Genomic DNA, 21,640 nt, shown 5'->3' on the forward strand with positions numbered 1-21,640 from the left:
GCGACGTCTATATATACGGGGCCACCTAGGCTGCATAGTGCAGCAGGAAGAATGGTAGGCTTCCGTAGTACATGAGGAAGGCAAAGGCCAGTGCCAGGATGTAGATTAGTGTGTTGTACAGGAGGCGGCGTCGGTAGGTTGGGAAGTCGCCGGAGATTGTGGTGACGCCGGTGCTTGGTTCGAATCCGTTGTCTGCGTGCATGCCAAGGAATAGTAGGGCTACGGCCAGTGCGAAGATTGGCATGAATGGCATGTAGTAGCGTGATGCGAAGCCTCCAAGGTAGCCACGGCTTTGGAATGAGCCGTAGGCGCTTTTAAACTGGTAGAGGAATGTTACTATCAGTGAAATCCATCCTGCGATGACTGGTAGGCTGAGCTTGCCAGCACATTTCTTTACAGCAGGTGTGAATACAAGTGCTGGGATTACCCAGAGGATTTCGTATGGTATGGCTGTGAGGCTGTATATGTAGGTTTTTGTGAAACGGTATACAGATTCAATTCCGGACCATGATAGGAAGAATCGCTCCATGTAGTAGGAAATGTATTGGGCGAAGTCGTAGGTGCGACGCTCTGATTCGGCAACGTAGTATATCGTATTTTCGAAGTATTCCTTTGAGGAGATAAGCTCCAATGAAGGATGTAATGTGCCATAGCGCGAGTAAATGATTCCGTAGTATGCGATTGCTATGACGTATATTGGCAATGATATGAAGAAGGCCTTGCAGATAAGTGGTGCGAGGCTTTTTTCTTTTATCATGGTTGCGATAAGTACGATAAGTGCCATTACGATGCAAAGTATGGCAGCTGTGAGCTTTGTCAAAAGTGATGCTGTGATGCCAAGTGCTACTAAAACATAAGTTAGTATGTTGCGTTTGCCTTCACTAAATCTTATCAATCCAAGGATGCAAAGTGCTGCAGTTGTAAGTGTAAGTGCATCGTTTGTTACAGCACAAAGCTCGTAGGAAAGCATTGGTATTGATGATACAGTCATTGCGTACACAAGATGAAGCCATGGCATATCCTTTGATAATCTGGAGTATCCGATGTAGAAGAATAGCAAAAGTCCAATGATGCTGATGCCTAAGCTGAAGTATCGAAGCTGCATTTTTTGGATGGTAATAACTACATCTGATTCTGTAGGAGAAAAGCCACCAGCAAGACGCATGATGTGATAATAAAGAGGTGGGTGGCAAAGATAGTTAACAAGATCTTCCATGTATGCATAGTTTGGAGTTTCCGACCACTTCATAACAACACTGCTAAAGATGTGCATGTCTTCGAAATGAGGAATTATCTCACCTGTGCTTTCCAGGTAATAAACATATGCAATGTGGGCTGATTCATCTGGTGATGTGTCAGGCACATAGTTGGCGTAAAAGACGCCTGCGCTTGCAGTGAATACCAAACAGAACAGGTATATAAAAGCTATAAATGCCTTTCTGCCTTTTACGTTGATTGCAAAATAAAAGGCAGCAATAGCTAATATAAAAAACACTGCAATTAAAATGTAAGCTACTAATTTCATTATTTCTTAACTCCACTCAATTTACTTGAAATCTTATTAATAACTGATTTTGCATTCTCAATGAAGAATGAATCAGCAAGTATAAGCAAAAGAATAAAATATACTGCGGCTCCGCTGACAATCATGATAAATGTTGCGATGATTGTGTTTGGCAGGAGACGACTTTCTACTATAAGTAATAGTAACATCATAGCTGCAGAGAATAAATACTTTGGTATTGGCGCTATGATGCGCATGATTTCCAGCTCTTTTCTAATGACGAATAGCTGGATGATAGCTATTGATGCTTCGGCGATGACAGAAGCGATTGCAGCTCCGTAGGAGCTAAGCTTTGGTATTAACATCAGGTTGAAGCAGAAGTTGATAACTGCTCCGTAAAGCACTGTCTTTGTGTATAAGTTTTCCCTTTTTGTAGGAACTAAATATTGGATGCCTGTTACATTGTTGATTGAGATGGCAACAGTGATAGCTGAAACAATCTTTAAAAGCACGATTACCTTTTCATAGCCTGGGCCGTAGAACCAAGGAATGAAATTGTCGGCAATTCCGAATAATCCAAACATGAGAGGAAGGCCTAAAAACCATGCAAATCTGTAGGCCTTGTACATGGCATTTCTAATGGCATCCTTGTTGCCTTCTTCAAAATATCTGCCAATGCGAGGTACCATAACTGTAGACATTGATGTGACAAGTACCAGCACCATTTTTGTGATTCGCATAGCCTGTTCATAGTATCCGTTTTCAGTACTGCCACCGTTGATGAGGCGAATCATAATCTTGTCTAGATACTGATATATTTGAACTGCAATAGTTGGCAAAAACAATCCAAGAATCACATGTGTATCAGCAAATGGTGTAAGCTCGGATTTTGAAATCCTTGTAAGATATTTTGGAAGATAAGCCCAAAGTGAAACGTGGCCTGCCATGGTGATGATGGCAGTGGCTGCAGTGTAAAGGGCCAGGTCCTTTTCGTCTTTTATAAGGGTGAAAACCATTGCCAGGTTTATTAATCTAAAGATAGCATTACGTCCAACTATTTTGCCAAACTCCTCAAGGCCTTGGAAGAACCATGATGTATCACAGGCAACATTGATTATTTCGATGAACTGAATGATGTAAATAATCATCCATTCTGGTCTTAGGGCAAAAACAAAGATGCCGTAGATTAAAAGGAATATTGCAGTAGAGGTACATCTGAAAATTACTGTGTTCCAAAATACCACCGAGCGTCTGTGGGCATCAGCCTGCACATATGAAATCTCACGCTGACCATAAGTTGATGTACCAAGGGTGGCAAAAATAATGAAAAATGCAGCAATGGCAGTTACGTAAGAAAAAACACCGATGCCATCTACGCCCAGCACTCTGGAAATGTAAGGGGCAGTCAGAAGCGGTGTGATAATAACCAGTAACTGATATGCTACATTATATATATAATTCTTTTTTACGTTTTTTTCTTTCATTAAAATATAGTCCTAAAGGTATTATAGTTTTCCAAGTAGTAGAATTAGTCGAAGCATAACTTCTCCTGAAAAACTTCTGCGAAGATGCTTTGGGTAAAATGTCTTTTTGAAAATCTTACTTGAATTGAAAGTATCCAAAAATCTTTTTGTCTCAGTATCAACCTGGCTGTAAAACAATTCAGAAAAGCATTTTAACATCTGCCTTGTTCGAGGACAGAAATCACCATTTAAAACCTTATCCACTCTCCATTTAATCTTTTTGATGATACCAAGATTTGTGGATGATACTGCGTCACTGTGACGTCGATATTTGGCTAAAGGCTTTTCACTGTAAATGATTTGTCCATTTAACCCAAGAGCAATTAAAGTGACCCACTTATCATGATAATAAATATCTTTGGAGTAATTGTTATCAAATGAAAGCTCAGCAAGCTTTCTGTTTATCATCATAGTAAATCCTGGAAAGACGCCTTCGAAGAAAAGATTCTCGAAGGTGACTCCTGTCATAGGATTAGTTTCGTTGAAAGTGCCGGTCACAATTAAGGTGTCGTCACAAATATAGTAATTAGAAGCAAAAAGAATAGGTGTATCTGAGCTAGCCTTTTCAAAATAAGACAAAGCTACTTCTAATTTATCCTCTTCCCAATAATCGTCTTGATCGCAAAAAGCAAAATAAGAAGCATCACTATTTGTAAGAGCATATTTGGCGATAGTGCTAAAGCTTTCTCCGAATCCTAAATTTGTATTTGTATCTTCTGAAACATCGTTGATGACAACAATTCGTGAATCTGTAGAAGCTAAATTATGAATGATGTTTAAAGTGTCATCACTAGAACCGTCATCTCGAATATATAAAACAAAGTCTGAAAAAGTCTGTTTCAGTATGCTTTGTATTTGTTCAGTAATATATTTTTGCCCATTGTAAGTGGACAATAAAACTGAAATGGTTGCCATAAAAGCGCGCCTTTCACATGTAATTAAATATAAACTATTCTAAAACAATACCCTAGGCAATGCAAGGAATGTGCAAGTGTGGTATACTTATACAAACTGTGTTGTCAGGGATTATAATATGGAACAATTTAGTCAACTGGATTCCCTCATCAAAGGGAAGAAGGTTCTTTATATAACAACTAAAAATTTAGATTACATCAGAGTTTCCCAAGAGATTAATTATCTATCGCATTTGGCATCTCAGGTAGAAATAATCGGAAGCAAATCCTCTAGCTATCCAAAGCGTCTTGCATTTGTGTTTGCTAGCTTGCTCAAGCAATCCATGAAAGACATTGATATTGTATTTGTGGGATTTGCTCCTCAGCTTATTATGCCTTTTTTCTCTTGGAAGTTTAAAACAAAGACTGTCATCATCGACTTCTTTATTTCTGTATATGACACCATGGTGCTTGATAGAAAGAAGTTCAAAGAGGGCGGCTTTCTTTCGAAGTTCTGCCATCGCCTTGATGAAAGCACACTTAAAAAGGCGGATTACATAGTCTGCGATACAAAGGCACATGGTGAGTTTTTTGCAGATGAGCTTGGTGCTTGCAAGGAAAAGCTTAGGGTTCTATACCTTCAGGCTGATGCAAGCATCTATTATCCAAGGGATAAAAAGCCATCGGCTTCACAGAAAAAGGTCCTGTATTTTGGATCTATTTTAAATCTTCAGGGAGTGGATGTGATTTTAGATGCACTGAAGCACTTCAAGGATGATACAGATATTTCATTTGAAATAATTGGCCCAGTGCCATCAGCTATGGACAAACCAATCCAGAATAATATATCTTATATAAACTGGCTCAGTCAGCAGGAGTTGGCAGAGCATATCGCTCAGGCAGATTTATGCCTGGCAGGCCATTTTTCAGGAACCATCGATAAAGCTAAGAGGACAATTCCTGGAAAGGCATACATATATCAGGCTATGGGCAGGCCAATGATTCTTGGAGATGGCCCAGCCAACCACGAGCTGTTCACACCAGACAGCAGCCATATTTTTGTAAAAATGGGAGATTCTACAGCGTTAGCTGAAGCAATAAAAGATTTTTTCGATTATGAGTGAAATAAAAGAATATAAGCAACCTACTAACAAAATAGAAAAAGGATTACTTTATCTACAGCACTACGGTTTCAAAAAGACTGTAGCAAAGACAGTCAGAAAGCTTATGAAACACGACCAGGAGCACTACAGCTACAGACAGTTCCTGAAAGAAAATCCAATCACAAAAGAAGAATTAGACAAGCAAAAGCATACTGTTTTTAAATACAATCCAGTTATCAGTATCGTAATTCCGTTATATAACACAAAGGAAGAATTCCTTATAGAATTAATTCAGTCCTTCACAGCTCAGACATATCCACACTGGCAGCTTTGCCTTGGTGATGGCAGTCCAGAAGAGGGCTTGAAGGATATCATTCTCAAAGCTACCGATGGCACTTGGGATGAAAGAATCATCTATAAAAAACTAAGTGATAATACAGGTATTGCAGGCAATACAAACGCAGCAATGGAGCTTGCTACTGGAGACTATATCGGATTTACGGACCACGATGATCTTATCACTCCAGATGCAATGTTCTATATTGCAAAAGCTTTAAATGAAGATAATACAATCGAAGCTATTTATTCTGACGAAGATAAAATAGATATGGAGGGCAAGGAATACTTCCTTCCTCACTTCAAGTCAGATTTCAATATTGATTTGCTTTGCTCTCACAACTACATCACACATCTTTTTGTAGTTAGAGCAGATATTGTAAAAGAGAGCGGCGGAATTCTCTCTGAGTTTGATGGCGCACAGGATCATGATTTTGACCTTAGGGTTTTAGAAAAATGCACCAATATATACCACATTCCTAGAGTGCTTTACCACTGGAGATGTCATCCGGATTCAACTGCAGATCATCCAGAGGCAAAAATGTACGCCTATGAAAATGGTCGACGTGCAGTTGAAAATCACTACAAGCGTCTTGGAATACCAGCTCGCGTAGAGCTTGATACACACCTTGGCTATTACCGTACAATCTATCAGTGGCCAGATTCACCACTTCTTTCAATTGTGATTCCAAACATGAATCACGTAGAAGATTTAAAGGCATGCATCGATAGCATTGTGGAGAAAAATGATTATCCAAATGTGGAGTTCGTAATTGTAGAGAATAATTCTACAGAAGAATCAATCAGAAACTACTATACACAGCTTGAAAATAGAACAGATATTAAAGCGAAGGTTGTTGATTTTACAAAGGAACATCCAGATACAATGGGTGTGTTCAATTATTCTGCTCTTATGAATTATGGAGTTGCTCACGCTGATGGTGAGTACATCCTGATGCTCAACAACGACACTCGCATGATTAATGCTGACAGCATTTCAGAGATGATGGGATTCGTTCGCAGAAGTGATGTAGGTGCTGTTGGTGCAAGACTCTATTTTGGAAACAACACTGTACAGCATGCCGGCCTTGTACTTGGCCTTGGCGGAGTTGCCAACTCACAGTTCTTAGGAAGTGGCAGAGAGCAGGTTGGCTATTTCTACAGAAGCACTTGCGTTCAGGATTTGTCGGCTCTTACGGGAGCATGTTTGCTTACTAGCAAGTCAGATTTTGAATCAGTAGGCGGATTTGATGAAAGCCTTGCTGTTGCCTTCAACGACGTAGATTTTTGCTTGAAGCTTCGTGCCAAGAATTTACTGTGCGTTTACACTCCATTTTCAGAGTGGTATCATTTAGAGTCGGTGAGCCGAGGACTGGACCTTGAGGATGAGGGCAAAAAGGCTCGTATGGAATCAGAAACAGAGTACTTTATGTCAAAGTGGCAGTCAGTGCTTGATAAGGGAGATCCATACTACAACCCAAATCTATCACTCACCAAATTCGACTATTCATTTAGAAGTAAGGAGTAGCTATGAAATTAATCATTCAGATTCCATGCTACAACGAGGCAGAAACACTTGAGATAGCCTTAAATGATTTGCCTAAGCATATTGATGGAATCGATGAAATTGAATATTTAATTATAAATGACGGAAGTGCAGACAACACTGTAGAGGTTGCAAAAAGATGGGGCGTACATCACATCGTTAATCTCCGTCGTAACAAAGGTCTTGCTTATGGATTTATGGCAGGTATTGATGCTTGCCTTCGCCATGGGGCAGACATTATCGTAAATACGGATGCAGACAATCAATATGTTGCAGACGATATAGAACTTTTAGTTAGACCAATTTTAGAGGGGCGCTCAGATATTGTTATTGGTGCAAGACCAATTGATGAGACAGAGCATTTCTCACCACTGAAAAAGAAGTTACAACACTTCGGAAGCTGGGTGGTTCAAAAGGCCAGCAACACAGATATCCCTGATGCTCCTAGTGGATTTAGAGCATATTCAAGGGATGCAGCCATGAGGCTCAACGTTACAAACGATTATACATATACACTTGAGACTATTGTTCAAGCGGGGCGCAATAAAATCGCTCAGACCAGTGTGCCAATTCGTACTAATGGCGAGCTTAGACCATCACGACTGTTCAACAGTATGATGGGCTATGTTAAAAAGTCCATGGTTACAATTCTTAGGGCTTATTTAATGTATCAGCCTTTGAAGACATTCAGTCTTTTGGCTATAATACCATTTATTGTTGGATTAGGGGTTATCATCAGATATTTGGTATATGTTTCAATGGGTAATTCAGCAGGACATGTTCAGTCACTTATACTTGGCTGTACTCTTTTAATCATGGGATTCATTTCCCTAATGATTGCGCTCATTGGTGACCTTCTTGCAAAGAATCGTAAGATTCTGGAGGATATTGAGTACCATACAAGAAAGATGGATTACGATGGGGTGAATAATAAAGATGGATATAAAAAGGAGAATAACTTATAATGTTAAATAAGGAAAAAGCACTCGAGATACTGAGGGAGAATAATCAGGAACACGTTATGAATTTCTTCGACCAACTTCCTGAGGAAAACAAGACAGAGTTTCTTAATCAGATTGAAAATATTAATTGGCCAGACTTCAAGCTTATCGGTTCAAACGAAGCTGCAGCAAGAGGAGAGTTTAGCGTTCCTCCAGCAGTAAGTATTTCTGAAATTGCAAAGAAGCACGATGAGTTCGAAGCAATCGGATTAGAGGCAATCAAAAAAGGCGAAGTAGCAGCAGTTCTTCTTGCAGGTGGAATGGGCACACGTCTTGGTTTTGATTTACCAAAGGGATGCTTCAATGTTGGCGAAACAAAAGAGCTCTACATTTTCCAGTGCCTTATCAACAATCTTATGGATGTTGTTAATCAGGCAGGTTGTTTTGTCCCTCTTTATATTATGACAAGTGAAAAGAATGATCAGGCTACACGTGACTTCTTTGCTGAGCATGATTATTTTGGATACAATCCTGAGTACGTTAAGTACTTCATTCAGGATATGGCTTGTGCTGTTGATTACAATGGCAAGCTCCTTCTTGAGGAGAAGGGCCGTCTTGCTACATCACCAAACGGAAATGGTGGTTGGTATGCATCAATGGTAAAGGCAGGCCTTGATAAAGAAATGAAGGCAAAGGGTGTTAAGTGGATTAACATCTTTGCAGTAGATAATGTATGTCAGCGAATTGCAGATCCAGTATTTGTTGGAGCTACAATTGCAGGCGGATACGAAGCAGGTTCAAAGGTTGTTCGTAAGGTAGATCCACAGGAAAAGATGGGTCTTCTTTGCCTTGAGGACGGCAAGCCATCAATCGTTGAATATTATGAAATGTCAGATGAGATGGCTGAGGCAAGAGCTGAGGACGGAAGCCTCCTTTACAAGTACGGCGTTATCCTCAACTACTTATTCTCACTTGAGAAGCTTGATGAAATCGTTAACAACAACATGCTTGTACACGTTGTTGAGAAAAAGATTCCACACATCGATGCTGATGGAAATCATGTTTCACCAGAAGAACCAAACGGCTATAAGTTCGAGCTTTTAGTTCTTGATATGGTTCACATGATGGATTCAAACCTTGCATTTGAGGTAGACAGAGTACACGAGTTTGCACCAATCAAAAATCTTCACGGCGTAGATTCAGTGGACAGTGCAAAAGAATTGCTTAAGAAAAATGGAGTTATACTCTAACTAAAGGTGGCTTAGCTGCCTAGGTTAAAGGAGAAAGACTTGTACAAAAAAAAGAAGCGTTCCTGGGTAAAACATTTGGATTTTATAATCCTTGATATGATTGCTGCGGAGCTGGCACTTTTTATTGGTGTTTATATCAAGTTCCACAGCGTAATCTTTTTGGATCGTTTTGAATGGTACAACCTCTATCAAAGTTTGGCAAAGATATTGCCATTCATTGATTTGACAGGTGTACTTTTTACCGAGACTTACACAGGAATATTAAGAAGAACAAAATATCAAGAAATTACTTCCACTGTATGGCACAGCTTGATAAACTTCCTTGGCGTATTGCTTTACATGTATGCCAACCAGACATCATACTACTACTCACGATTTGCTTTAGGCGCTTTCGGTGTAGCGATGATTGTTGTTACATACATCGTCAGAGTTTTCTGGAAGAGAATCATTCGAAGAAGAAAGCTGTTAGATGTCAACAAAACGTCAATGGTGGTTGTTGCAGAGTCCACCACAGTGGACCATTGTCTTTCAGAAATTGCTCACAGCCCATACACAGAGTTTAAGGTTGAGGGCGTTGTAGTTGTTGATAAAGATATGACTGGTCAGGAGATTCAGGGCATTCCAGTAGTCGCAAATGCGGATAGCCTTTTTGAATACCTCAGGACAAATGTAGTAGATGAAATTTTCCTTGATGGTAATACTAGAGCCAGCGAGGAAAGCTTGGCAGGACGTTTGGTTGAGCAGGGACTTACAGTTCACATGTCTTTGATTCACACAAACAATCTTATGCCAAATCGTATTATGGAAACATATGGCGATTATGTTGTACTTACAACAAGTATGCATATTGCCAACAATAGACAGGCGTTCCTTAAGAGATTGATGGATATCTGCGGTGCAATCGTAGGCTTGGTTCTTGCGTTTATTGCTTTTGTTATTTTTGCACCAGTTATTAAGCTTCAGTCTCCAGGACCAGTATTTTTCACTCAGACACGAATCGGAAAAAATGGTCGTAGATTTAGATTCTACAAATTCAGAACCATGTACATTGATGCTGAAGAGCGCAAGAAAGAGCTTATGTCTCAGAACGAGATGAAGGGAAATATGTTCAAGATGGAAAATGACCCACGTGTCACACCAATCGGACATTTCCTTAGAAAATATTCTATCGATGAATTACCACAGTTCTGGAACGTTCTTATAGGAGAGATGTCTCTTGTTGGAACAAGACCACCACTTGAAGAGGAATACGAAAATTATGCTCTTCACCACAAGGCGAGATTATCTATCAAGCCAGGCCTTACAGGAATGTGGCAGGTTAGCGGACGTAGTGACATAAAGGATTTTGAGCAGGTAGTTGCTCTTGATACAGAATATATATCTAATTGGTCTCTTGGATTAGATATCAAGATAATATTTAAGACTATAGCTGTTGTTTTTGGCGGAAAGGGCTCGAAATAGTGGCGGATACATATTTTTCTTTGGTCATCTGGACTATAGATACAGATATGGATTATTTCAAAGATTGTCTAGAGTCTATTGATGAGCAGGAGTACCGTAATTTTGAACTTTATATACTAGATAATAATCCTTCAAATGCCATCGAAGTTACCATTAAGGAGTTCTTCCCTGACATTGTAGATAAGGTTCATTATCGTCGACTGAAAAAGAAATCTGGAGGTGCCTATGCGTATAACATAGGCGCCCATTTTGCAGAAGGGGATTATCTAGTTTATTTAGGACAGCACGATCGATTAAGTCTTAAGACTTTATCATTTTTAAATGAAAAGATTTCACAGCTGGACAATGATAGTATCGTATATACGGATAACGATGAAATCGTTGGACAGGATAGGATGAATCCTCATTTTAAATGTGATTTCAACAAAGAACTTTTATTGCAGACAAACTATATCGGTGAGTTTGTTGCAATTGCAAGGAATGTTTATAACCGATTGGGAGAATTCAATGAAAAGGCTCAGACTGCCTATATCTATGAATATCTTCTTCGTGCAGCATTCAAAAAAGAATCTATAGAGCATATTCCATCTCTTTTGTATCACAAACGTACTTCAGACAAGCTTCTTACTAAGGAGCAAAGAGCCGAAGCTAATTTTTATTGCAAGGAGCATATGGCACTTGCTATTTCTTATCTTCGCCAAACAGGAGTCATTGCAGAGGGGCGTATTGACGCATCTCTAAAGAAATGGCATTTGGATTACGATGAAACATCCTTTAGGCGTTTCTCCAAAGATTACATGTTCTTTAAAGAGGAGGATGTTAAGCTCTACACAAGAAACAATGCTAAGAAAATGTACGCATATCTTAACCAGCCTGACGTGGCTGTAGTAGGTGCTCGTTTTATAGATAGAGGCTTCACCTACGACAATGTGGGATATGTGTTTGATACAGATGGGGCCTGGTATCCAGCATTTCATGGCCAGCGTATTTTCAGAGATACCTATGAAAACCTGGCTAGCATGCCAAGGGACGTAGCGATGGTAGATGCTGGCTGTTGCATGATTGATGCAAAGGTATATCGAATGCTTCACGGTTTCGATACCAGATTGTCTGGACAGGATGCTATGTTTGATTTTTGTCTTAGAGCAAAAGCCAGAGGATTTAGAACAATAGTCATTCCAAAAGTTATTGCTAGAAAAAAGAACAGAGTGACAATAACATCCACCGATTCTCATGAAATATTGATGGAAAAACATGGTGAAATCATTAAGAATGGTGACACATTTTACAATAAGAACTTACCTGTTGGTATGGAAAATTATATATTGCCGGGAACACAAGAGTAAAATTGATTAATTTTTGCCCCGTTTTTTATAGAATGTGACAGAAATATTTCAGATTTCTTGACAATTAATTAAGCCATAGAGTAGACTAGCATAGTTAAATTTAATTTAAGATGGGAGTAATAGTCCGATGAGTAATTTTGAAGATTACGATTTAAGAAGAAGTTCTGGTACAACTAGAAGTGCTAGACCTACAAACAGAACTTCTGCCAATAGAGCATCTGGTAGACCAGCAACAGGAAGACCAGTATCTAGATCATACGGTAGAGATGCTGATATTTCTCCAGATCTTTCATTGGACGATGAAATCGATTTATATGATTATGACTTACAGAGTGAATCAATGAGCGCTCGCAGACCTAGTGGTAGCCACAGTGCAAGTGGAAGCAGACCACGTAGCTCAGCAAGTTCACACAGAACTTCTGCAGCAGCTGCTCATTCATCTTCTGCTAAAAGAAAAAAGAAGCCTTCTTCTTCTCACTCAAGCAGCAGACCAACTAGAAGCTCATCTTCTTCAAGAGGAAGAAATGTTCCTAGTGGACGTAAGGGCTCAGGAAGAAACGGCAAGAAAAAGAAGACAAGAAGAACAATTATTGTTGTTGAGATTGTAGTATTATTACTTCTTTTACTTATCTTCTTCTTCTGGAACAAATTCGGCAAGGTTAACTGGGACAACATAAACATGGATGAAATCGAAGTTAACAACCTTGATACAGAGACAGAAGAGCTGTTAAGTAATTACACTACACTTGCATTGTTCGGTGTTGATAACCGTTCTAATGGTAACCTTGATAGTGGTAACTCAGATACAATCATTCTTGTTTCTATCAACAACGATACAAAAGAAGTTAAGATGGTTTCTGTACAGCGTGATACATATCTCCAGATTACAGAGGGCACATACAGAAAATGTAACTATGCATACAACCATGGTGGTGTTGAGACTGCTATCAGCATGCTTAATACTAACCTCGACCTTAAGATTTCTGGTTACGTATCAGTTGACTTCTATGCACTTGCTACTATCGTCGATGACTTAGGTGGCTTGGAGCTTGAAATCACTCAGAAGATGATTGACACAGACAACCCAGAGACACATCAGAACGCTCTTGCAGGTTATATTGCAGAGGTTGAAAACGTACTTAATTACTATCCAAACGAAGAGGATGGATGGAAGTATTCAGACTGCTACTTCGACAGCCCAGGAACATACACACTTAACGGTGCACAGGTTGTTGGTTACTGCCGTAACAGATACGCAGTAGATAACGATTACGGTCGTGCTGAGAATCAGCGTGCTGTTATCAAGCAGATTATTGAAAAAGCAAAGAAAGCTAATGTGGCTACATTAAATGATATTGCAAATGATGTATTCCCTAGCATTTCAACAAGCTTGTCACTTTCACAGGTGCTTTCAATGGCAGCATCAGTTGGTGATTATGAGATTGCTGATTCAACAGGATTCCCATTTGCACTTAAGGACACTACAATAAGCAAGACTACTGGTTCAGTATTGGTACCATGTACACTTTCATCAAATGTTTCGCAGTTACATGAGTTCTTATATGACCAGCAGGATTACGATCCTACAGACGATATGGTTGATGTTATCAGTGACCACATTGTTAATGAAACAGGATTCACGGAAGATAGTGCGACAATCACGCAAACCACGGATTAAAATATCGATAAAGTTCATTCACAGGGACTGGCCTTATGGCTGGTCCCTGTTTTACTTTTAGAGCAAATAGTAGTAAAATCAAAGGGCTTGTATGTTATTAATAAAGCGTATTATGAAAGGAATAAATATATGTGTGGAATAGTAGGATATGTTGGTAAGTCACAGGCAGCACCAATCCTTTTGGATGGACTTAGCAAGCTTGAGTACAGAGGTTATGACTCAGCTGGTATGGCTGTTTATGATGGCACCAAAATCGAATATGAAAAGGCTAAGGGACGTCTTCGTCTTCTTAGCGAGAAGACTCACGATGGTGAGACAATGCAGGGTACAATCGGTATTGGTCACACTCGTTGGGCTACTCACGGTGAGCCAAGCGAGGCAAACGCTCATCCACATCTCAATGAGGAAGAGACAATCGCGGTAGTTCACAATGGTATTATTGAAAACTATGCAAAGCTTAAGGAAAAGCTTATCAAGCGTGGATACAACTTCAAGTCTGAGACAGATACAGAGGTTGTTGCTCACTTACTTGATTACTATTATAAGCAGGGCAATGATCCTCTTACATGCGTAACAAAGGTTATGCACCGTGTAGAGGGTGCTTACGCTCTTGGTATTATTTTTGCTGATTATCCAGATCAGATATACTCAGTAAGAAAGGACAGCCCACTTATTGTTGGTCTTGGAAAAGATGGCAACTTAATCGCATCTGATGTACCAGCTGTTCTTAAATACACAAGAAACGTTTACTTCATCGAGAACGAGGAAATTGCACGCCTTACAGAGGATTCAATTGAGTTCTTTGATGTAGATGGACAGCCAATCGAGAAGGAATCTAAGACAATCGATTGGGACGTTGATGCAGCAGAAAAGGGTGGTTATGACCACTTCATGATTAAGGAGATTCACGAAGAGCCAAAGACAGTTCGTGATACACTTAATCCTAGAATTAAAAATGACACTGTTGATATCGAAGAGCTTGGCATGAGCGATGATGAAATCAAATCTATTTCACGTATTCGTATCGTTGCATGCGGTAGTGCATATCACACAGGTGTTACAGCTAAATATGTTTTCGAGGAAATGGCACGTATCCCTGTTGAGGTTGATATAGCTTCAGAGTTTAGATACAGAAATCCAATTCTTCAGGAGAACGAGCTTGTTATTGCTATCAGCCAGTCTGGTGAGACAGCTGATACAAAGGAAGCAGTTCGTATGGCTCGTGCAATGGGCAACATGACACTTGCTATCGTAAACGTAGTAGGTTCTTCAATTGCTCGTGAGGCTGAAAAGGTTATGTACACATGGGCTGGACCTGAGATTTCAGTTGCTACAACAAAGGCATACTCAGCACAGCTTATAGCGTTATACTTACTTGCTATGAAGTTTGCTGATGTTAGAGGTCTTCTTTCAGCAGATGAAATGAAGTCTCTTATCACAGATTTAAAGAAGCTTCCAGAGCAGATAGAAATGCTCCTTGGAAATAAAGAACGTATCCAGAAATTTGCTAACAGATTTGTTGCTGCAAAGGATGTATTCTTTATTGGTCGTGGAATTGATTATGCAATTGCTATGGAAGGTTCTCTTAAGCTTAAGGAGATTTCATATATTCATTCAGAAGCATATGCAGCTGGCGAATTAAAGCACGGAACAATCTCTCTTATTGAAGAGGGCACATTAGTAGGAGCAGTTGCAACTCAGGAAAACGTTTATGCAAAGACAGTTTCAAATATCGTAGAATGCAAGACACGTGGCGCTTTCATTCTTGCTGTTACAACAGTTGGACATGAAGACATTGAAGAAGTGGCAGATTATGTAATGTATGTTCCACAGACAAACAGATACTTTACAAACTCATTGGCTATTATTCCACTTCAGTTGTTTGGATATTATGTTTCAGTAGGCAAAGGTTTTGATGTGGATCATCCAAGAAACCTTGCAAAGTCAGTTACTGTTGAATAAACCGTCACCTGACTATCACATTACTGGGTTATTCTTACTAAAAGTTTAAATGGAGGCGAGTTTATGAGTGATTTATACAACAATGGAGGCTCAAACAATGGGCCAGAAAACAACAACGGTTCATATTCCTACAAGAAGGACGAGATAAACCAAGGTGAGTCTTATTATCAATGGTCACCTTACGACAATGGTAACAAGAACAAAAAGCCAAAGAAGACCACAGGCTTTGGTGCAAAGCTTGGACGTGCAGCGGCAATCGCTTTAGTATTTGGATTGATTGCAGGTACAGCATTCCAGTCAGTAGTATATGTTTCAAACAGATTCTTACCAATGTCTGCATCAGCAGAAACAACAATTGAATCTACAGAGACAGAAGATACATCTGATAGCGCAAGTGGCACAGCTCTTTCTACTACATCAAACAAAGTATCTACAACAGTTACTTCAGATGTATCAGAGATTGCCGAAAATGTTCTTCCAGCAATCGTACAGGTTACAAATGTAGGTCTTACAGAATACCAGACATTCTTCGGAACAATGCAGCAGGAGACAACATCAGCTGGTTCCGGAATTATCATCTCACAGGATGATGACTACATTTACATTGCAACAAACAATCACGTAGTTTCAGGTGCTGAAACACTTACAATTACTTTCAACGACGGAGAAGCTGTTGAAGGAACAATCAAAGGAACTGACTCATCATGTGACCTTGCTGTAGTAGCGGTTGCAGTAGCAGATATCCCTTCAGATACACTTTCAGTAATCAAGGTTGCTACACTTGGCGATTCAGATGCAACAGTTGTAGGTGAGGCAGCTATCGTAATCGGTAACGCACTTGGTTATGGTACATCAGTAACAACTGGTATTATTTCTGCTAAGGACCGTGAGGTTTCAATCACAGACGACGACGGAAACGTTGTTACAAACAGCCTTATCCAGACAGATGCAGCAGTTAACCCAGGTAACTCAGGCGGTGCATTACTTAATGCAACAGGCGAGGTAATTGGTATTGTATCTGCAAAGCTTGCAGATGAGTCTGTTGAAGGTATGGGATATGCAATTCCTATCTCTTATGCATGGGATATTATCCAGCAGATGATTGATAACGATGTTGTATCAGAGCTTGATGCTTCTTATCTTGGTATCGCTGGTAAGGATATTACATCAGAAATGTCTGAGCAGTACGATGTTCCAGTTGGTGTATACGTAGCTCAGGTAGTTGCAGGTTCAGGTGCTGAAGCAGCTGGTATCGAAGTTGATGACGTAATCACATCATTCAACGGACGTACAGTTACATCTGTAAACACACTCAACAACATCATGAAGTACCTTCCAGCCGGCACAACCGTAGAGGTCACTGTCGCTAAGGCTTCAAATAACTACGAAGAAGAAACTGTAGAAGTAACACTTACACATAAGGTTGATGCGGTACAATAAAATAATACTTATCTTGGATACAAGATAAGTATTACTGGAGACGCCTTTGCCGAAGGCAAATATCAAATGGCGTCGACTTACCCGTACATAACAATATAAGGCTAGCCAAGTTATTCTGGCTAGCCTTAAATTATATGAGTCATGCTGTAGGCATCAAGCTCTACTATTTCTCAAACGAGACGTGTTGTCGAGCGGAGAAATCAGTAGGCTTGTAGCCGTAACAGCATGGCTCTCTTAGTATAGTGGTTTATCTAGGTGTTATACGTGTGTTGAGGTCTACGCCTGCTATTGCGCTGGCCTGTGCTACTACATTAGGGTCTGCACAGTTTTGGTAGAAGGTGTATGACATCTTCTTTGAACCGTCTACGTTGCAGAGTCCGTTGGCAAGGCCCTGTGCGATTTCACCTGGATCATCCTTCTCACGTGAAAGAATCATTCCATCAATGTGACTGTTGTTCATAGCAACTAGGTATGCGTATACAACAGCTGCTGCCTGAAGGTCTTCACCTGAAAGTGATGTGTATCCCTGCTCAGAAAGCTTTACAGTTCTTACTGCGCCTGTAGGTGAAAGCATATCGCTCTGGCACATAAAGTCTGTAACTACATCGATATTCTGAAGTGAAATGTATGGTGAGCTCTGGCTGTGTGTTAAGCTGCTAGAAGCTGCCCATGGTGTTGCACTTGTAAGTGGTGTCATGTAAGCGTGAGTTGCAAGTCTCCAATCAACATTTCCCTCTGCCTTAATCATTGAGTTGAACTGAGTTAAGAAAGACTTACCAGCATAGTAATTTGCAGCGCCTGCTCTAGCCCACTGCTGATCTGTACAAACGTATACATTAGCTGTTGCGTTTTCAGATTTGATTCCGTTGTACATAACGCGGAATGCATTTGTGTACTGCTGTGTGAAGGCTTCTAATGAACCACAGTTCATGTAGTTCCAGTCGCCCCAAGCGTTTACTTCGTTACCGATGATATAGTTATCAACCTGTCCGAAGCCGTGACCTGAATATCTGTTTCCAAGGAATGCTGCTGCAGCACTGAGGATATCAACACCTTCAGTTGTAGAAGCATTTAATCCATAGTAATTGTGAAGTCCTAATCCATCATAAGAATAAGGATTAATAAATTCTGTCTGAGCTGCCTGGTCAACAACAATAATTAATGTAACCTGGCATCCCATTCCGTTGTATTTTCTAATAGCGTTATCATATCCAGAAAGTCTAGCTGTCTCAAAGTGATAAACCTTTCCGTTATAACTATATGAACCACCACCATTTGAAATCCATGAAAGTGGAAGAGTTAACTGAACCTGCTGGCAACCAAGGTCTCTTGGCTGGTTTTTGTTAAATGTTGCAACATCAAGTGCTGGAAGAATACCCTTCTTTCCATAATCCATTCTTGCGCATGCATATGTAGCACAGCCTTCAGGATTTGTAATGTACATGCTGTTTGAAACAGGTGAAAGAGCACCGCCCTTCATAACACAAACAGTAAACTTCTTGAAAAGCATTGTGCTTGCAGTTCCTTTTCCAAGTGGAACAGAGAATGTTGCTCCAGAAGCTGCTGTAGCCTGTGCTACATCAACACCTGCTGGTGCTGTCTGGTTTGCATCAGATGCTACAAGGTGATATAAACCATCCTCAGATGATGATGCACCTGAAGTTGTAACCACAACATCTGTGCCTTGAATCAAAGCTGCAGCGATTGTAACACCACTGGATGCTGACTTTGTTTTAGCCTCTGCGTTAAGGCTAGGTACTGCTAGAAATGCACTAAGTGAAAAAACTAATGCAAATGCAATGCTAGCAATTCTTTTAGAAATCTTCATATATCATAGCTCCTTTCAGCTGATGAATCTTCTCCGATAGCCGGAGTCACCTAAAAATATATCATGATTATTATCAAAATGCATAGAATCTATAAAAAATACAAAAAAATAACATAGAAAAAACATAAATCTTTTTCACAAAATTTTCATAGTCGATTTGTGAGAAAGGACGAAATGGCCTTAGAGATATTGACGTAGTGGGGTATAAAGGATATTATTTACACGTACTGGTAACGTTACCAGTAACGGTTCCAGAAAACTAAACATAGCTGATAACAGGATGGATTAGGCCCCTGAATGTTAAATAAAAAGGCTATGTAGTTTCAATAAAGGAAGGAAAAATCATGACAATTAAAGACATTGCACGTTTATCAGGTGTAAGTGTCAGTACCGTATCAAGGGTGCTTAATGACCATCCTGACGTAAGCGAGGAAGCTAAGGAAAAGGTATTAGCTGTTGTGCAAGAGTACAACTATATACCTAACACTAGCGCAAGGGAACTTGGTAAGACTTCATCAGACAACATAGGTGTTGTTGTAAGAGGATTATCTAACCCATTCTACACAAAGATTATTACAGAGATTGGAAGCGGAATTGAAAAGGCTGGTTACACTATGGTGATGCAGCAAATCGCAGCAGGCGAAGATGAGATTATGACCGCAGCCAAAATGGAAAGGGATAAGAAGCTCCAGGGTCTGATTTTTCTTGGAGGAAATTTGGATTATACAAAGGAACGAATGACTAGCATCAATGTTCCTTATGTATGTTGTACATTCAATAATCAGTATGGAACATTAGATAAATCTGATTATTCAAGTGTATGTATAGATGATAACCAGGCTGCTTATGATGCAGTGGAATATCTGGTTAATGAAGGCCACAGAAAGATAGTTGTTTTGCTATCAGGAGTGGAGGATGGCTCAGTCAGCCAGGTGAGATTTGCCGGCTATAAACGAGCATTAAAAGATTTTGGAATACAACTAGATGAAAATCTGATAATAGAGATCAATAGTTTCAATATTGCAGATGCCTATACAGGCATGAAAGATTGGTTAAAAAAGAATAGAGAATTCACAGCAGTATTTGCTATCTCAGATAATATGGCAATGGGGGCAATGAAAGCTTTGAGGGAAGCTGGTAAAAAGATGCCAGAGGACGTTGCGGTTATTGCGATAGATGGAATCGAAGCTTCTGAATACATGAATCCTGTGTTATCAACTCTATGTCAGCCGATGGAAAAAATGGGCAGTGAAGCAGTGAAATTGTTGGTAGATATCATTAATGGGAAACGCACATACAGACATGTGATTCTTCCAACTACTTTAAGAGAAGGTGAGACTCTTAAGTAGGTAATTCTCTTGGTTTTTACAAAGGAGGTATAGAGTCCTTTGTTGAAACATAGAAATTATCATACACAAAAAGGAGAGTGTAAGAAATGAAGATGAAGAAAGTATTGGCATTAGGGTTGATCGCGATGATGTCGACAGCTGCATTTGCAGGCTGTGGTTCAAGCGAAAGCAGCGATGGTGGTTCTGCAAGCACAGGAGATAGCGCAAGCGGACAGGTTTATTACCTTAACTTCAAGCCGGAGGCAGATGAGGCTTGGCAGAAAATCGCTGCACAGTACACAGAAGAGACAGGTGTTCCTGTAACAGTTATTACAGCAGCTTCTGGTACATACGAGGAGACATTGTCATCTGAGATTATTAAAGATGAAGCCCCTACATTATTTCAGGTAAATGGTCCAGTAGGTCTCGCTAACTGGAAGGACTATTGCTATGACCTTAAGGGTTCATCTCTCTATGATGAGTTAACAAGTGATTCATTCGCACTTTACGATGGAGATGCTGTTGCAGGTATTGCATACGTAATCGAGTCTTATGGACTTATCGTAAATACAGAATTACTTGAGCAGGCTGGATATACACTTGATGATATCGCTAGCTTCGATGACTTAAAGACAGTTGCAGAGGATATTACAGCTCGTTCAGGAGAGCTTGGATTCTCAGCATTCACATCAGCAGGTATGGATGGTTCTTCTGATTGGAGATTCAAGACACACCTTGCAAACCTTCCTATTTACTTCGAGTATCAGGACAAGGGCATCGATTCTACAGACGCAATCGAAGGTACATACCTTGATAACTACAAGGCTATGTGGGATCTCTACATCAACAACGCAACATGTGATCCTTCTGAGTTAGCAGGTAAGACTGGTGATGATGCAGAAAACGAATTCGCAGAAGGCCAGGCAGTATTCTATCAGAATGGTTCATGGGAATATAAGAATCTTACAGATAAGGGTATGACAGATGATCAGCTTGCAATGATTCCAATTTACATTGGCGCAGGCGATGAGGCTAATCAGGGACTTTGCACAGGTACAGAGAACTACTGGTGTGTAAACTCTGAAGCATCAGAAGAAGATATTCAGGCAACAATTGATTTCCTTACATGGATGGTTACATCTGAGGCAGGTACACAGATGCTTTCTGAAAACATCGGTGTAATTCCTTTCAAGAATGCAGCAGATACAACTAACCTTTTCGTACTTAACGATAGAGCATACACAGAAGCAGGTAAGACACCAGTCTCTTGGAACTTCACAACTATGCCTTCAGAAGAATGGAAGAATGGCGTAGGTAGTGCTCTTACAGCATATGCAGCAGGCACAGGTTCATGGGACGATGTTGTTTCAGCATTCGTTGATGGCTGGGCATCAGAATACGCTGCAGCTAATAACTAAAGAAAGACTCTTTTTAGAGTATTTTTTCTTCTTTTATTCTTAGGAGGGCGAGGCCTAACGCCCTCCAAATTTTTTGGGATTGG

Annotated in this window: 15 protein-coding genes; 11 read left to right on the top strand and 4 right to left on the bottom strand. The window is 40.0% G+C overall.

From position 1 onward, the window contains the following. Positions 1-25: 25 nt before the first annotated feature. The 3 genes from BM102_RS00495 to BM102_RS00505 are packed head-to-tail and all read right to left on the bottom strand — an operon-like array spanning position 26 to position 3,942. Positions 26-1,525 (bottom strand): hypothetical protein, encoded by a 1,500-nt coding sequence (locus tag BM102_RS00495; protein ID WP_090477850.1) that lies wholly within the window; start codon positions 1,523-1,525, stop codon positions 26-28. After that, entirely contained in the window at positions 1,525-2,988 is a 1,464-nt protein-coding gene (locus BM102_RS00500) for a flippase (RefSeq protein ID WP_090477852.1), read from the bottom strand. Before BM102_RS00500 ends, BM102_RS00495 begins: the two co-directional genes overlap by 1 nt. A 21-nt stretch (positions 2,989-3,009) precedes the next feature. Next, positions 3,010-3,942 carry a glycosyltransferase family 2 protein gene (locus BM102_RS00505; protein WP_090477855.1) on the bottom strand — a complete coding sequence of 311 codons (933 nt, stop codon included), beginning with the start codon at positions 3,940-3,942 and terminating at the stop codon, positions 3,010-3,012. A gap of 118 nt (positions 3,943-4,060) precedes the next feature. On the opposite strand from BM102_RS00505, the gene BM102_RS00510 reads away from it, so the two are divergent. The 9 genes from BM102_RS00510 to BM102_RS00550 all read left to right on the top strand — a co-directional run bounded on the left by BM102_RS00510 (position 4,061) and on the right by BM102_RS00550 (position 16,983). Next, entirely contained in the window at positions 4,061-5,044 is a 984-nt protein-coding gene (locus tag BM102_RS00510; protein WP_090477858.1) for a glycosyltransferase, read from the top strand. Further along, the gene (locus BM102_RS00515; RefSeq protein WP_090477860.1) at positions 5,037-6,887 is read left to right on the top strand and encodes a glycosyltransferase family 2 protein; all 1,851 of its coding nucleotides are present in this window, start codon (positions 5,037-5,039) and stop codon (positions 6,885-6,887) included. Before BM102_RS00510 ends, BM102_RS00515 begins: the two co-directional genes overlap by 8 nt. 2 nt (positions 6,888-6,889) lie before the next feature. Continuing rightward, positions 6,890-7,870, top strand: coding sequence for a glycosyltransferase family 2 protein (locus tag BM102_RS00520; protein WP_033151807.1), 981 nt, complete (start codon positions 6,890-6,892; stop codon positions 7,868-7,870). Then, a complete protein-coding gene (locus BM102_RS00525; RefSeq protein ID WP_044935476.1) occupies positions 7,870-9,096 on the top strand; it encodes a UTP--glucose-1-phosphate uridylyltransferase in 1,227 nt (408 codons plus the stop codon). Before BM102_RS00520 ends, BM102_RS00525 begins: the two co-directional genes overlap by 1 nt. 39 nt (positions 9,097-9,135) lie before the next feature. Continuing rightward, on the top strand, positions 9,136-10,557 hold the full coding sequence (locus BM102_RS00530; RefSeq protein ID WP_044935479.1) for a sugar transferase: 1,422 nt from the start codon (positions 9,136-9,138) through the stop codon (positions 10,555-10,557). Further along, positions 10,557-11,903 carry a glycosyltransferase family 2 protein gene (locus BM102_RS00535; RefSeq protein ID WP_090477863.1) on the top strand — a complete coding sequence of 449 codons (1,347 nt, stop codon included), beginning with the start codon at positions 10,557-10,559 and terminating at the stop codon, positions 11,901-11,903. Before BM102_RS00530 ends, BM102_RS00535 begins: the two co-directional genes overlap by 1 nt. A 127-nt stretch (positions 11,904-12,030) precedes the next feature. After that, the gene (locus BM102_RS00540; RefSeq protein ID WP_090477866.1) at positions 12,031-13,581 is read left to right on the top strand and encodes an LCP family protein; all 1,551 of its coding nucleotides are present in this window, start codon (positions 12,031-12,033) and stop codon (positions 13,579-13,581) included. Positions 13,582-13,710: 129 nt separating this feature from the next. Next, positions 13,711-15,543, top strand: a complete 1,833-nt coding sequence (glmS, locus tag BM102_RS00545; protein ID WP_090477868.1) for a glutamine--fructose-6-phosphate transaminase (isomerizing) — start codon at positions 13,711-13,713, stop codon at positions 15,541-15,543. A 63-nt stretch (positions 15,544-15,606) separates the two neighbouring features. After that, the gene (locus tag BM102_RS00550; RefSeq protein ID WP_090477870.1) at positions 15,607-16,983 is read left to right on the top strand and encodes a S1C family serine protease; all 1,377 of its coding nucleotides are present in this window, start codon (positions 15,607-15,609) and stop codon (positions 16,981-16,983) included. A gap of 247 nt (positions 16,984-17,230) precedes the next feature. Here the strand turns inward: BM102_RS00550 and BM102_RS00555 are convergent, their stop codons facing one another. After that, entirely contained in the window at positions 17,231-18,811 is a 1,581-nt protein-coding gene (locus tag BM102_RS00555; protein ID WP_090477873.1) for a DUF5722 domain-containing protein, read from the bottom strand. A gap of 344 nt (positions 18,812-19,155) precedes the next feature. Here BM102_RS00555 and BM102_RS00560 point away from each other — a divergent pair, with 344 nt between their 5' ends. Both BM102_RS00560 and BM102_RS00565 read left to right on the top strand, forming a co-directional pair. After that, complete coding sequence (locus BM102_RS00560) at positions 19,156-20,160, top strand: LacI family DNA-binding transcriptional regulator (RefSeq protein WP_090394934.1); 1,005 nt, start codon at positions 19,156-19,158, stop codon at positions 20,158-20,160. Positions 20,161-20,246: 86 nt separating this feature from the next. Further along, positions 20,247-21,557 carry an ABC transporter substrate-binding protein gene (locus BM102_RS00565; RefSeq protein ID WP_090477875.1) on the top strand — a complete coding sequence of 437 codons (1,311 nt, stop codon included), beginning with the start codon at positions 20,247-20,249 and terminating at the stop codon, positions 21,555-21,557. The last annotated feature ends 83 nt before the right edge of the window (positions 21,558-21,640 follow it).

The sequence above is a fragment of the Pseudobutyrivibrio sp. JW11 genome (genome assembly GCF_900115355.1).
GTDB lineage: Bacteria > Bacillota > Clostridia > Lachnospirales > Lachnospiraceae > Pseudobutyrivibrio > Pseudobutyrivibrio ruminis.

What these genes read in the sequence shown, in the direction of transcription:
- BM102_RS00495 (WP_090477850.1), bottom strand. Translation starts at nt 1,525, where the DNA reads ATGAAATTAGTAGCTTACATTTTAATTGCAGTGTTTTTTATATTAGCT.
- BM102_RS00500 (WP_090477852.1), bottom strand. Translation starts at nt 2,988, where the DNA reads ATGAAAGAAAAAAACGTAAAAAAGAATTATATATATAATGTAGCATAT.
- BM102_RS00505 (WP_090477855.1), bottom strand. Translation starts at nt 3,942, where the DNA reads ATGGCAACCATTTCAGTTTTATTGTCCACTTACAATGGGCAAAAATAT.
- BM102_RS00510 (WP_090477858.1), top strand. Translation starts at nt 4,061, where the DNA reads ATGGAACAATTTAGTCAACTGGATTCCCTCATCAAAGGGAAGAAGGTT.
- BM102_RS00515 (WP_090477860.1), top strand. Translation starts at nt 5,037, where the DNA reads ATGAGTGAAATAAAAGAATATAAGCAACCTACTAACAAAATAGAAAAA.
- BM102_RS00520 (WP_033151807.1), top strand. Translation starts at nt 6,890, where the DNA reads ATGAAATTAATCATTCAGATTCCATGCTACAACGAGGCAGAAACACTT.
- BM102_RS00525 (WP_044935476.1), top strand. Translation starts at nt 7,870, where the DNA reads ATGTTAAATAAGGAAAAAGCACTCGAGATACTGAGGGAGAATAATCAG.
- BM102_RS00540 (WP_090477866.1), top strand. Translation starts at nt 12,031, where the DNA reads ATGAGTAATTTTGAAGATTACGATTTAAGAAGAAGTTCTGGTACAACT.
- glmS (WP_090477868.1), top strand. Translation starts at nt 13,711, where the DNA reads ATGTGTGGAATAGTAGGATATGTTGGTAAGTCACAGGCAGCACCAATC.
- BM102_RS00550 (WP_090477870.1), top strand. Translation starts at nt 15,607, where the DNA reads ATGAGTGATTTATACAACAATGGAGGCTCAAACAATGGGCCAGAAAAC.
- BM102_RS00555 (WP_090477873.1), bottom strand. Translation starts at nt 18,811, where the DNA reads ATGAAGATTTCTAAAAGAATTGCTAGCATTGCATTTGCATTAGTTTTT.
- BM102_RS00560 (WP_090394934.1), top strand. Translation starts at nt 19,156, where the DNA reads ATGACAATTAAAGACATTGCACGTTTATCAGGTGTAAGTGTCAGTACC.
- BM102_RS00565 (WP_090477875.1), top strand. Translation starts at nt 20,247, where the DNA reads ATGAAGATGAAGAAAGTATTGGCATTAGGGTTGATCGCGATGATGTCG.